The sequence below is a fragment of the Microbacterium lacusdiani genome (assembly GCF_054779895.1).
Window position 1 is genome coordinate 65,059 of record NZ_BAAGXJ010000004.1, and the last position, 12,402, is coordinate 77,460.

At 66.5% G+C, this 12,402-nt stretch carries 11 protein-coding genes and 1 tRNA gene; 9 read left to right on the forward strand and 3 right to left on the reverse strand.

The genetic code is table 11. The features are described from left to right. Positions 1-7: 7 nt before the first annotated feature. Complete coding sequence (locus tag ACYVGN_RS05480; RefSeq protein WP_134747063.1) at positions 8-964, reverse strand: L-lactate dehydrogenase; 957 nt, start codon at positions 962-964, stop codon at positions 8-10. 83 nt (positions 965-1,047) lie between these two features. Here ACYVGN_RS05480 and ACYVGN_RS05485 point away from each other — a divergent pair. Continuing rightward, positions 1,048-1,138: transfer RNA gene (locus tag ACYVGN_RS05485), tRNA-Ser, on the forward strand. Positions 1,139-1,304: 166 nt separating this feature from the next. On the opposite strand, the gene ACYVGN_RS05490 is transcribed toward ACYVGN_RS05485, so the two are convergent. Together ACYVGN_RS05490 and ACYVGN_RS05495 are read right to left on the reverse strand one after the other, a co-directional pair. Next, the gene (locus tag ACYVGN_RS05490) at positions 1,305-2,312 is read right to left on the reverse strand and encodes a tyrosine-type recombinase/integrase (protein WP_460789325.1); all 1,008 of its coding nucleotides are present in this window, start codon (positions 2,310-2,312) and stop codon (positions 1,305-1,307) included. A 336-nt stretch (positions 2,313-2,648) separates the two neighbouring features. Continuing rightward, positions 2,649-3,545: an AraC family transcriptional regulator gene (locus ACYVGN_RS05495; protein ID WP_460789326.1), complete on the reverse strand. Its 897-nt coding sequence runs from the start codon at positions 3,543-3,545 to the stop codon at positions 2,649-2,651. Between the two features lie 235 nt (positions 3,546-3,780). Here ACYVGN_RS05495 and ACYVGN_RS05500 point away from each other — a divergent pair, with 235 nt between their 5' ends. The 8 genes from ACYVGN_RS05500 to ACYVGN_RS05535 all read left to right on the forward strand — a co-directional run bounded on the left by ACYVGN_RS05500 (position 3,781) and on the right by ACYVGN_RS05535 (position 12,357). Beyond that, positions 3,781-5,127 carry an ABC transporter substrate-binding protein gene (locus ACYVGN_RS05500; RefSeq protein WP_460789328.1) on the forward strand — a complete coding sequence of 449 codons (1,347 nt, stop codon included), beginning with the start codon at positions 3,781-3,783 and terminating at the stop codon, positions 5,125-5,127. A 78-nt stretch (positions 5,128-5,205) separates the two neighbouring features. Further along, positions 5,206-6,153 carry a carbohydrate ABC transporter permease gene (locus ACYVGN_RS05505; RefSeq protein ID WP_460789329.1) on the forward strand — a complete coding sequence of 316 codons (948 nt, stop codon included), beginning with the start codon at positions 5,206-5,208 and terminating at the stop codon, positions 6,151-6,153. Next, on the forward strand, positions 6,153-6,965 hold the full coding sequence (locus ACYVGN_RS05510) for a carbohydrate ABC transporter permease (RefSeq protein ID WP_460789331.1): 813 nt from the start codon (positions 6,153-6,155) through the stop codon (positions 6,963-6,965). The genes ACYVGN_RS05505 and ACYVGN_RS05510 overlap by 1 nt, the downstream gene beginning before the upstream one ends. Next, positions 6,962-8,494 carry a mannitol dehydrogenase family protein gene (locus ACYVGN_RS05515; protein WP_460789332.1) on the forward strand — a complete coding sequence of 511 codons (1,533 nt, stop codon included), beginning with the start codon at positions 6,962-6,964 and terminating at the stop codon, positions 8,492-8,494. Before ACYVGN_RS05510 ends, ACYVGN_RS05515 begins: the two co-directional genes overlap by 4 nt. Beyond that, positions 8,491-8,787: a hypothetical protein gene (locus tag ACYVGN_RS05520; RefSeq protein ID WP_460789334.1), complete on the forward strand. Its 297-nt coding sequence runs from the start codon at positions 8,491-8,493 to the stop codon at positions 8,785-8,787. Before ACYVGN_RS05515 ends, ACYVGN_RS05520 begins: the two co-directional genes overlap by 4 nt. 159 nt (positions 8,788-8,946) lie before the next feature. Next, complete coding sequence (locus ACYVGN_RS05525) at positions 8,947-10,269, forward strand: MFS transporter (protein ID WP_460789335.1); 1,323 nt, start codon at positions 8,947-8,949, stop codon at positions 10,267-10,269. Positions 10,270-10,330: 61 nt separating this feature from the next. Beyond that, entirely contained in the window at positions 10,331-11,395 is a 1,065-nt protein-coding gene (locus ACYVGN_RS05530; protein WP_460789337.1) for a zinc-dependent alcohol dehydrogenase, read from the forward strand. Next, entirely contained in the window at positions 11,392-12,357 is a 966-nt protein-coding gene (locus tag ACYVGN_RS05535) for a carbohydrate kinase family protein (RefSeq protein WP_460789338.1), read from the forward strand. The genes ACYVGN_RS05530 and ACYVGN_RS05535 overlap by 4 nt, the downstream gene beginning before the upstream one ends. The last annotated feature ends 45 nt before the right edge of the window (positions 12,358-12,402 follow it).

The following is a 12,402-nucleotide window of genomic DNA, read 5'->3' on the forward strand; positions in this document are numbered from 1 at the left end:
CCGGCGTTCAGCCCTCGCGCACCTGGTCCGCCGTCGCCCGGATCGTGTCGGCCGACGCGTGCAGCAGCGCGAGCTCCTCGTCGGAGAAGCGCGTCTCGCGGATCGGGAACGCGCCCGACGAGCCCACGATCGACGGCACCGAGAGCGCGACGCCCGACAGGCCGTGGAAGTCGTCGAGCACCGTCGAGACCGGCAGCACGCCGCGCTCGTCGCGCAGCACCGCCTCGGCGATCCGCGTGGCCGAGAGCCCGATGGCGTAGTTCGTGGCGCCCTTGCCCTCGATCACCTTGTACGCGGCGGTCCGCACCTCCTGCGCGATCCGGTCCAGCTCGTCCCGGGTCAGCGGATCGGCGCCCCGCGCGGCGAACTCGCTCAGCGGCACCGGGCCGACCGAGGCACTCGACCAGAGCGGGAACTCGGTGTCGCCGTGCTCGCCCACGATGTTCGCGTGGATCGACCGCGCCGCCACGCCCACCCGCTCCGCGAGCCGCCACCGCAGCCGCGACGTGTCGAGCACGGTGCCGGACGCGAAGATCCGCTCGGGCGGCAGGCCCGTCTGCTCCTGTGCGAGCAGCGTCAGCACGTCGCACGGGTTGGTGACGATCACGAACACCGCGTCGGGAGAGGCCTCGACCAGCTGCGGGATCATCGTGCGGAAGATCCGCGCGTTCGTCCCGATCAGCTCCAGCCGCGTCTGGCCGGGCCGCTGCGCGGCGCCGGCCGTGACGATCACGACGTGCGACCCCTCGGTCACCGCGATGTCGGCCGATCCGGTGACCTGGCTCGACCCGGTGAACAGCGCGCCGTGCGCCAGGTCGAGCGTCTCGGCCTCGACCCGCGCCGCGTCGATGTCGTACAGCGCGACCTGCCGCGCCGCGCCCCGGATGAGCGACGCGTACGCGGTCGCGGACCCGACCGCCCCCGCGCCCACGACGGTCAGCTTCGCGTTCTCGATGACGGCCATGGCGCCATCCTGTCAGCGGATGCCCAGCCCGGTAAGGCCCCGTCGATTTGGCCGCCCGATGAACCTCCCGTAAACTCGAACGCGGTGACGTGTCCGAGCGGCCGAAGGTGCAACTCTCGAAAAGTTGTGTAGGGTAACCCCCTACCGTGGGTTCAAATCCCACCGTCACCGCCATCGTCGAAGCCCCGCGAACCCTTGGAAACACTGGGATCGCGGGGCTTTCGCTATCTCGCGCCCGAGCGCCGTGCCCACAATTTGCCCACATCTGAAACGGAACGCGGCAGTCCGGGCTGGTTTCAGAGCGACCGATCAGCTGGCGACGGGGGCCAAGAAGCGGGCCTTACGCGTCTTTCGAAGGGTTCTCGATGAGGCTGAGAGTCCGGGCGCGATCAAGTGCGTCGGATACGCCGTCCAGGTCGTCGTCGAACAGGTCACTGTAGATGTCGAGGGTTACCGCAGCGCTCGTATGCCCAAGCATGCGTTGCACTGCCTTGACATTCGCACCCGCGCTGATTGCCAGCGAAGCCGCCGTGTGACGCAGATCATGCGGTGTCACGCGCGGGAGCTCCGGGTCCAGCTCCTGGGCGCGTCGAACGGATGAGGCGAACCATCCATCCTTCGAGTTCGGGAGCCGCATCGGCTGTGCGCCGTCACCGAAGACAAAGTCGTCTCGGCCGCGCGTTCGCGCGCGGAGCATCAGCGTCTCGAGGAGAAAAGGCGGGATAGGTACGGATCGGTGTTTGTGGGACTTGGGAGTGCCGATGATGACGTTCGTACCCACCATGACGGCGTTCTCTTCGACGCGTGCGCGACGTCGCGGGAGGTCGAGGTGGCGCACACGGAGTCCCGTTGCTTCGCCCCATCTCACTCCCGTGTACGCCAGAAAGCGGACAAGGTCGGGTTCCCTGGCCGTGGAGGCGAGAAGCTCGACCTGCCGGTGGGTGAGATACGCCTTTCGCTTTCTACCCTTTCGCGGCAGGGCGACATCGCGGGCGACGTTGCTGGGAAGAGTTCGGTCTTTGACCGCGGCATCGAGAATCCCCGACAGAATGCCGTGAGCTCGCAGCACGTTGGACGCGCTTTGCGTTCGGGCCATCTCGGAGACCCAATCCTGCACTTCGGAGTGTCGAATCTTCGACAGACTGCGCGTTCCCCATCTGGGTTCGACATGGATGCGCCATGGCAGGCTGGTCAGGATCTGGCCGTCCGTACGCGGAAGCATGACCGTGACTTCGACGGCGGGGATATCGACGAGCAGGCGGCGGTAGCGTTCCAGGTCGCGGCCCAGCCGTTCGGTCCGCGCGACGCCGTCGGGCGGCGGTGACAGGCAGTCACGCCAGCGTTCCACTCTGTACTCGGCGGTCGTCCTGGTCAGCCTGCCGGGTGCCCTCGCGATCAGGGCGCGTGTCGATGGGGGCGTCCCGCGACCGCGACCGCGCATGCCAGCACCGCCTGCCCAGTCGTGGTCTCGATCGAAAGGGCTCTGCCGGCCGGGGCGGACAGGCCGGGGCACAAAGCATTGAGATGATCATGAAGTCGGCTCCACTGAGCAGGATGCTCCTTGCGCCGTACTGCCGGCTCGTCGGGGACCCCATGCTCGCACGGGATCCGCACGGCGTCACCGCCGGGCTGGCGGCACCGGCCGGCGAAGTCGTGCTCACTCCCGGCGTCTCCCGGTGCTCCTTCAGCGGGCTGCTGCCTGGCTCGCCACGCCGATCTGGGGACGCAGGGAGACATCTGCCCGGCGGTACGCCGAAGGCGTCAAGCCGGTTTCCGCGCGGAATTGCCGGTTGAAGTTGGCGAGGTTCTGGTAGCCCACGGCAGTGCTGATGGCGGCGACCGACGAGTCCGTCTGGTCGAGGAGGCGGCACGCGTTCGCGATGCGAAGTCGTCGCACGAGGTCCGAGAAGGTCATCCCGCTGGCCTTCTTGAAGTACTTCGAGAAGCTGGGCTCGGACATGTGAGCCAGGCGCGCAGCTTCGGACATGCGGATGTCTCCGGAAAGGTTCTCCACGACGTAAGCTAGGCCGGCGTCTACGGCGGCGCGCCCGTTCCGGTCCGTCGACGCTGTGTACAACTCATGAGCCACGTAGTGGCGCTCACCAGCGGGCGCCCGCAGGAACAGGTCGAGTAGCGCAAGGAACAAGGAGACCCGTGCCGCCCCGACCGCGGTTCCGATCGCCTCCATGGTGATCGCCGCTTGGAGGGCGGTCTGCCCGGTGTAGATGATCCCGCGCCGGGCGTCCTCCACAAGCAATCGCGCCGCATGAAGTTCAGGGACTATCCGGATGGTCTCGTCGAGCCAGGAAGGTAGGAACTGGATCACGCAGTCGCGGTTCTCGAGGACTTCACCCGGATGCAGATCGCTCATCCAGTCGTGTGGCACGTCTGCGCCCACGATGGCGACATGGCCCGGTCCGAAGGCGCCGATCTGATTGCCGATCAGATAACTCCCGCTTCCCCGCCGAATGAGATGGATCTCCACCTCGGGGTGGTAGTTCCAGCGCGCGACGGGGGATGGATAGTCGTGTTCAATCCACCGGAACGACTCTCCCGCTGTCAGGGGCACGAGCTCGCGCATTGCGGGCGTGTCTATGACGTGGCGCACGTTCCTGCTCAGTGACTCATTTCCATCCACAACGCCCTCGTTGCTGTCGCCTTCGGCTGGACCACGGCAAGAAAGTACCAGAAGCGTAGGTGAGATGTCGCAGACAGCGACAAAGGGTGTCCCGCAGGCTAGAGCAGTCGCCCGGAGACAGCGAAGTTCGACCATCCGGGAGCCGCACGTGCGGCAGCACTCACACAAAGGAGTTCGAATGCAAAACAAGTCACGCCTGATGGCAGCAGGGGGGCTGCTCCTCACCAGCGCGATCGCTCTCACCGCATGCGCGGGGGCGGGCGGCAGCGCGAACGAGGAGGGGGACGCCACTCTCACTCTCGCGACCGTGAGCAACCCCCAGATGAAAGACATGGAGGAGCTCAAGGGAGAGTTCGAGAAGGACAACCCCGACATCAAGGTCAACTTCGTCCAGATGGAAGAGGGCGACCTGCGCGCGGCGGTCACCGCTGACGTGGCGTCACGGGCGGGACAGTACGACATCGTCACCGTCGGTGCCTACGAAGTCCCCCAGTGGGGGGCGCTCGGCTGGCTGAAGGACCTCACCGCAGACCTCGAGGCCGACCAGAGCTACGACGTCGACGACATCCTCGACCCCATCACCGACATCACCTCGGTCGACGGAAAGCGATACGCCGTGCCGTTCTACGGCGAGTCCTCGATCCTCATGTACAACAAAGAACTGTTCGACGCCGCCGGGCTGACCATGCCTGAGCACCCGACCTGGCAGGAAGTCGCGGACTTCGCCAACCAGCTCAAGACCGACGACGTCGCCGGCATCTGCCTGCGCGGCAAGCCGGGATGGGGCGACCTCTTCGCGCCGCTGACCACCGTCGTGCAGACCTTCGGCGGCAACTGGTACGACGAGGACTGGAACGCTCAGGTGAACTCGCCCGAGTTCACCGAAGCGGTCAACTTCTACGTCGACCTGCTCAAGACCGCAGGTGAGCCCGACCCGGTCTCCCACAGCTTCACCGAGTGCTTGAACCTCGTCAGCACTGAGAAGGCCGCGATGTGGTACGACGCGTCGGTCGCCGCATCCATCCTGGAGGACGAGAACTCTTCCGGCGTCGCCGGCAAGATGGGCTACGTTCACGCCCCCGTCGTGGAGACGGACGAGTCCGGCTGGCTGTGGTCGTGGAACCTCGCGATCCCCGAGACCACGAAGAACTACGATGCCGCGCTCACCTTCGTGAAGTGGGCGACCAGCAAGGAGTACCAGCAGCTGGTCGGCGAGACCCTCGGCTGGACCCGGGTACCGCCGGGAGCCCGCAACTCCACGTATGAGATCCCCGAGTACAAGGAAGCCGCCGCCGCCTTCGCGCCCATCACGGTCGACGTCATGAATTCCGTGGACCCCGTGCAGCCTGGCGTCAACCCGCAGCCGTGGGTGGGCATCCAGTACGTCACCATCCCTGAGTTCCAGGACGTCGGAAATCAGGTCGCACAGCTGGTCGCCGACGCGATCGCCGGCCGGACGAGCGTGGAGGAAGCTCTCGCTCAGGGCCAGCAGATCGCGCAGGAAGCCGGAGACAAGCAGAAGTAATCGCTGCGGAGCAGGTCCGGGGCGGCTGCCCCACGGGTACGCCGCCCCGGACTTCCCCAAACGCAAGGAAACAGTCCAGTGACTACTACGTCCATCATCACCGACGCGGGCATCGACGCCCCGAAGCTGCCGCCGAGGATCGCCCCCACCAGCAAGCGCAAGGCCCGTGTCGCACGGGGACTGGTGATGCCGGCCCTACTGGTGTCGATCTTCCTCACCCAGATCCCGTTCCTGGTGACGATCGTCGTCTCCTTCCTGAACTGGAATCAGCTGCGTCCCGGCGACATCGCGTTCGCAGGTTTCCAGAACTACTTGAGCGTCTTCTCCAGTCCTGACTTCCTGGAGTCGCTGTGGGCGACGGTCTTGATCACCGGGTCGTCCGTGATCCTGTCGCTCGTGTTCGGCCTCGGGTTCGCATTGCTGATGGACCGGCACTTCCTGGGTCAGGGCATCGCCCGAACCCTCCTCATCACGCCGTTCCTCGTCATGCCCGCCGCCGCATCGCTGATCTGGAAGTTCCTGATGCTCGATGTCAACGTCGGCATGGTGAACGTGGCGCTGGGCGCAATCGGCCTGCCACCCGTCGCGTGGAACACGGACCTGCCACCGGCAACCATCATCATCCTGATGACATGGCAGTTCACGCCGTTCATGATGCTCATCCTTCTGGCTGGTCTGCAGAGCCAGGACAAGGGTGTGCTTGAAGCTGCCTCGGTGGACGGCGCTGGACCCTTGCGAATCTTCCGTTACATGACGCTGCCCCATCTGCGGCAGTACATCGAGATCGCCGTGCTGCTCGGCGGAATCATGCTGCTGCAGCTGTTCGACCCGATCGCGATCATGACGAAGGGGACGGGGGGCACGAAGACGCTTCCGTATCTCCTCTACGAGCGCGCCTTCATCGGTCTGGACATCGGCCAGGCCGCCGCATTCGGCGTCATCACCGTCATCATCACCCTGGCTGTCGCAAGCATCGCGCTCCGCAGCCTGTTCAAGGTCTTCGTCGAAGGAAAGGTGCGCGACTGATGCGTTCCGTACGAGCCGGACTGCTGACCACGGTGACGTGGATCCTGGTCCTCCTGTTCTTCTTCCCCATCGCCTGGATGGTCTTCACTAGCTTCAAGACCGAGGCCAGCGCCGCGTCGATCCCGCCCACGCTGTTCACTCAGCTGACGCTGGACAACTACGTCGCCGTCTTCGACCGCGGCATGGGGGCGTTCCTCACGAACTCGTTCATCTCGAGCGTGTCCTCGACGCTGATCGTGCTCATCCTGGCGATCCCGTGCGCCTACGGGCTCAGCATCCGCCCGATCAAGAAGGTCACCGACGTGCTCTTCTTCTTCATCTCGACGCGGTTCCTGCCGGTCGCGGCGTCACTGATCCCGCTCTACTTCATCCTGCTCACGCTCGGGCTCCTCGACAACATCACCGCGCTCAGCTGGCTGTACGTGGCGATCAACCTTCCGATCGCGATCTGGATGATGCGCTCGTTCTTCACCGAGGTCCCGGTCGAGATCATCGAGGCGGCGCAGATCGACGGCGCCAAGCTCCATGTCGAGCTTTTCCGCGTGGTCCTGCCGATCGTGATGCCGGGTATCGCCGCGGTGGCGCTGATCTGCTTCATCTTCTCGTGGAACGAGTACTTCTTGGCGAGCATCCTCACCACCGACACCGCAAGGACGGTCCCGCCGTTCCTCGCCAGCTTCGTCGACGGGCGTGGGCAGTTCCTCGCGGTGCTGTCCGCGGCGGCGACGGTCGCCGTCCTGCCGGTGGTTGCGGCGGGTTGGCTGGCACAGAAGCAGCTCGTGCGCGGCCTCGCCATGGGTGCCGTCAAATGAGCTCGTCGCTGTCGCCCGGTCCGTCGCGCGAGGAGTCTCGCCGACTGTCGGAGGCTGTGCTGCCCGAGCTGCCGGCAGAGATCCGCACCCCTTCGTACGACCGGTCCCAGCTGACCGCGGGCATCGTCCATGTCGGCGTCGGCGGGTTCCACCGCGCGCACATGGCATGGGCCGTCGACCGGCTGCTGGGGAAGGGCTCGGCCACCGACTGGGCGATCTGCGGGATCGGCCTTCTGCCCGGTGACCGGAGGATGAAGGAGGCGCTGAGCGCCCAGGATCATCTGTACACCGTGACGGTGCGGTATTCCGACGGCCGCGAGGAGACGTCGGTGATCGGCAGCATCGTCGACTACCTGTTCGCGCCGGACGACCCGGAGGCCGTCGTCGAACGCATGGCGAGCCCGGACACCAGGATCGTCTCCCTCACCGTCACCGAAGGCGGCTACAACGTCGACCGTGTCACCGGCCAGTTCGATCTCTCGGACGCCGCGGTCGCCCGGGACATCGCCGGCGACAGCCTCACCACGGTGTTCGCCTACGTGACAGAGGCGCTCCGCCGCCGGCGGGATCGCGGCATCCCGGCATTCACCGTGCTGTCGTGCGACAACGTGCAGAACAACGGAGAGGTCGCCGCCCGCGCCTTCACGGCCTTCGCCCGTGCGAAGGACTTCGAGTTGGCGGAGTGGATCACCGCCCACGTCGCGTTTCCGAACTCGATGGTGGACAGGATCACCCCGGCCACCACGGCCGAGGACGTCGACGGTCTCGTCCAGCGCACCGGAGTGCGCGACGAGTGGCCGGTGGTGTGCGAGCCCTTCTTCCAGTGGGTGATCGAGGACCGATTCCCCCTCGGCCGGCCGCCCTTCGAGCAGGCGGGCGTGCAGCTGGTGGCGGATGTCGAACCCTACGAGCTGATGAAGCTGCGGCTCCTCAACGCGAGCCATCAGGCGCTGTGCTACTTCGGCTACCTCATGGGATACCGCCTGGTGCACGACGCGACCCGGGATCCGTTGATCTCCGAGTTTCTGCTGCAGTACATGAGAGACGAGGCCACCCCGACGCTGCACGAGCTTAGGGACGTCGACCTGGCGGCATATCAGACGACCCTGATCGAGCGGTTCTCCAATCCGGCGGTCCGCGACACGATCGCCCGGCTCTGCGCTGACTCGTCGGATCGGATCCCGAAGTGGCTCGTCCCGGTGGTGCACGCCCAGCTGCGCAAGGGTGGACCCATCGCGTGCAGCGCTGCCGTCATCGCCAGCTGGGCACGCTATGCCGAAGGCAGAGACGAGCAGGGCGAGCCGATTGCTGTCGTGGACGCGCTCGCCGACGAACTGATCCCGATCGCACGGCAGTACGACGAGGATCCGCTCGTCTTCGTTCGCAACCGGCGACTCTTCGGAGATCTCGCAGACAACCCCCGATTCGTGGATGAGTACCTGACGGCCGCCGGGCGGCTGCACACCGTCGGCGCACGACGGACGCTCGCGGAGCTCCTAGGTCGCCGTGCTGCGGAGGCGCCCTCGTGATCGCAGCGGGAACGCCGCTTGCACTCGGCACGGCTGTGCCGCCGGTGGACCCGGTCCTCATCGTCCTCTTGGCGCTCGGCTCGGCATCCGTCATCGTCATGCAGTGCGCCGCCATTGCCGAGGTACTCGATGTCAGTCTGCTGCCGGCGACCGTGAAGCGAGTGTGGATTGGGGGCCTCATACTCTTCCCTCTCGCCAGTGCAGTGCTGTGGTTTCGACTGCCCGTCGAGCTGCGACGCGGTCGATATCACCGACACGCCACGACGCTCATGGACGACCAGCTGACCGCCTGACTCCTCACGAGCCGTTCCTTCTGCTGAGCGCGGACCGTGGGGCGGAGAGGGTGCTCAGCCGCGGCGGCGTCAGCAGGAAAATTTGTATCAGTTCTTGCGTTCCCGCGCTGTAGATGCAGCGGCGGCCCGTTCGCAGAATAAGTTGCGGCATCCAATGCCGTGTCGGTTTCCCACAAAGAGGTGCTTCTGTTGACTGCCGGTCTCTCCCGGGCTCTCGTCCTCGGCTACGTTGCCATCGCCCTGTTCATGACGGGGGATGGCTTCGAACTCACTTTCCTGTCGGCGTACCTGGTCGACCTCGGCTACACCCCGGTGGACGCGGCCCTGACGTTCAGTGTGTACGGGCTGATCGCCGCCATCTCCGCCTGGAGCTCCGGCGTCATCGCCGAAACCTTCGGGCCCCAGCGGGTCATGCTGGTCGGCGGCGTGAGCTGGCTGCTGCTTCAGGCGCTGTTCCTCGGCGTTGTGATCAACGCCGGAAGCCTTCCGCTGATCCTCCTGGTCTACGGTCTCCGGGCGGCCACGTATCCACTGTTCATCTACGCGTTCGTGGTGCACATCGCACAGACGATCGACCGGTCCCGCCTGGCCACCGCCATGGGCTGGTACTGGGCGGCGTATTCGCTGGGAATCGGCGTGCTCGGCACCTATCTTCCCAGCTGGGTGATCCCGGTCGTGGGGGAGCAGGCGACGCTGTGGTTCGCACTTCCCTGGGTCGCTGCCGGTGTGGTGATCTGCGCGGTGAGCGCCCGCGGCGCGGCCCGCGCGCAACACCAGCCCGCGGACCGGCCTCCGGTCGACGCCGCGGCCCGATGGCGGGAACTGGCTCGTGGCGCGACGATCCTCGGTGAGAACCGTCAGATCCTTCTGATGGCGATTGTCCGGATGATCTGCAACCTCACGCTCTTCGGCTTCCCCGTGATCATGCCGTTGTACCTGTCGTCGACGGACAACGGCGGGGTCGGCGTATTCGAACTCACGCAATGGATGCAGATCTGGGGCCTGATGTTCGCCGTCACCATCGTCACCAACGTCGTGTGGGGGCGACTGGGGGACCGTTTCGGATGGATGCGGCAGATGCGCTGGTGGGGATGTGTCGGCTGTGCGGTCGCGACCCTCTCGTTCTGCTATCTCCCGCAGTGGTTCGGCGGGAACATGCTCGCCATGTCCGCCGCCGCCGTGCTGCTGGCCGTCACCGTCTCAGCGTTCGTTCCGATGGGAGCAGTCTTCCCGGCGCTCGCACCGGGGCACACCGGTGCCGCGATCTCCGCCCATAACCTGGCCGCCGGTCTGTCGACATTCCTGGGTCCGGCCATCGCGACGGCCCTGCTACCGATCACCGGTGTCGCCGGGATCTGCTGGGCCTATGCGGTCCTATACCTCGCGGGAGCGGTCATCACCGTGTTCGTCCGCCCGCCGCAGCCGGGGATCACCTCCCCGGTTCGCCCCGCCGTCGCGAGCCGCGAATTGATCGCCGCGTAACCTGACCCCTCACCCACCCGAGGAGCGACCCGCTCCCCAGCACCGGATAGGCAACCATTCCATGAGCAACTCGAACATCAGCGGCCCGACGTCGTCGACGATGACCCGTGCGATCGCCGAGCCGCAAGCCGGCGTCCGCTTGGAGAGCGCCGCGATCCCGACTCCGGCGGAGGGCGAGGTCCTGGTCCGCAGTTCGCTCGTGGGGATCTGCGGGTCGGACACTCACGCCATCGCAGGACATCACCCTTTCCTCACCTCCACGTACCTCCCCGGACACGAGGCAGTGGGGGTCGTCGCAGCTGTCGGCCCCGGCGTGCAGACTCTGCATGACGGCCAGCGCGTCATCCTCAAGCCGAACGTCAACTGCGGGGTCTGCCTCAACTGCGAGAGTGGACGAACCAACGCCTGCGAGAAGCTGGAGTGGATCGGATGCGACCCGACGCTCCAGCGGGCGGGAGCGATGGCCCAGTACTTCGTGGCTCCTGCTGGCAACCTCTTCCTCGTGCCGGACGCGGTCGACGACGCCACCGCCGCGCTCGTCGAATGCCTGGCAACTCCGGTGCACGCGGCGCGCATCGCCGGTGATCTCCGCGGCGCTCGCGTGGTGGTGCTCGGCGCCGGCACCATCGGACTGCTGTGCGTCGTCGCGGCGCTTCACGCGGGCGCGTCATCCGTGGTGGTGACCGACATGGATCCGGGCAAGATCGAGCGCGCCAAGCGCGTCGGCGCCCACGACGGATTCCTCGCCTCCGAACCGGGTGTCAACGACCGCATCATCTCTGCTCTCGGCGAGGTCAATGCCGATGTCGTGTTCGATTGCGTCGCGGTGGAAGGTTCTTTCCGTCAGGCGATCGGTCTGCTGCGCCGCGCCGGAACGCTGCTGGTCGTCGGTGTCCCTCCGCGCGACGCGGCGCTGCCGATGCCACTGATCCAGGATTGGGAGATCCGGGTGCAGGGCGCCGCCGCCTATACCGAGGAGGACATCATCACTTCGCTCGAGATCGCCGAAAGCGGGGGCCTTCCGGCGGATGAGGTCGTCTCCGCGGTCTACCCGCTGACCGATGTCGCGGCCGCCTTCGCGGCCGCGGCCGCCGACAGCTCCGGCAAGCTCCTGGTCGCTCCGTGACCGGCAAGCCGCGGAACGGGATACTGGTGGTCGGTGAGTCCCTCATCGACCGGGTTGTGGGAGGCCAGCGTGGTGTAAAGGAGAGCCCGGGCGGCTCCCCGCTCAACGTGGCCGTGGGGCTGGGCCGGCTCGGGAACCCCGTGCAGCTGCTGACGTCTCTGGGTGCCGACGACCGGGGAACGCTCATCCGCCGGCACCTCGACGAGTCCGGCGTCCTCGTCCACCCGGACAGCACGCAGATGGAGTCGACTTCCACGGCGACCGCGAACATCCAGCCCGACGGCTCAGCGGCGTACGGCTTCGACATCAGTTGGGAGCTTCCCAGCGCCGTGACGGCCGGTGACGCGCTGATCGTGCACACCGGCTCCCTCGGGGCCGCGCTGGCGCCTGGCGACGCCGCGGCCTATCGACTATTCGCCCGATCCAGGGGACGCACCGTCACGACATTCGACCCGAACGTTCGGCCGACCTTGATGCGCCCACACCCCGCGCAGATCCGGGCGACGGATGCGTTCATCGCGGCAGCGGACGTGGTCAAGCTGAGTGACGAGGATGGTGCGTGGCTATACCCGGACCTCGATCAGGATGATGTCATCGATCGCGCGCTGAACCTGGGCGCTTCCCTGGTCGCGGTGACCCGCGGACCCGCGGGGGCGACGGTCGCCACCACCGCACACCGAGTCCATGTCACCTCCGATGCCGACGTTGTGTCCGACACCATCGGCGCCGGTGATTCGTTCATGGCGGGACTGATCCACGGCATTCGCAAGTTGTTGCGAGCAGACCACGGCACGGACACGCTGCGGAACGGGACGCTCCTGGATCGTGCCCAGTTGGAAGAGCTCGGGCGGTTCGCCAGCGACTGTGCGCGAATTACCGTCAGCAGGCCGGGCGCTGATCTGCCGTGGGCGAGGGAATTGGTGGCGCCCGGGGTCGGGGTCAAGTCCCCGGTAGTGGTGTAGCCGTGTCGTGATCCTTCGGTGCTGGGTCAGGCGCTGAGTTCGAGG

What these genes read in the sequence shown, in the direction of transcription:
- ACYVGN_RS05495 (WP_460789326.1), bottom strand. Translation starts at nt 3,545, where the DNA reads ATGCGCGAGCTCGTGCCCCTGACAGCGGGAGAGTCGTTCCGGTGGATT.
- ACYVGN_RS05515 (WP_460789332.1), top strand. Translation starts at nt 6,962, where the DNA reads ATGAGCTCGTCGCTGTCGCCCGGTCCGTCGCGCGAGGAGTCTCGCCGA.
- ACYVGN_RS05500 (WP_460789328.1), top strand. Translation starts at nt 3,781, where the DNA reads ATGCAAAACAAGTCACGCCTGATGGCAGCAGGGGGGCTGCTCCTCACC.
- ACYVGN_RS05530 (WP_460789337.1), top strand. Translation starts at nt 10,331, where the DNA reads ATGAGCAACTCGAACATCAGCGGCCCGACGTCGTCGACGATGACCCGT.
- ACYVGN_RS05510 (WP_460789331.1), top strand. Translation starts at nt 6,153, where the DNA reads ATGCGTTCCGTACGAGCCGGACTGCTGACCACGGTGACGTGGATCCTG.
- ACYVGN_RS05480 (WP_134747063.1), bottom strand. Translation starts at nt 964, where the DNA reads ATGGCCGTCATCGAGAACGCGAAGCTGACCGTCGTGGGCGCGGGGGCG.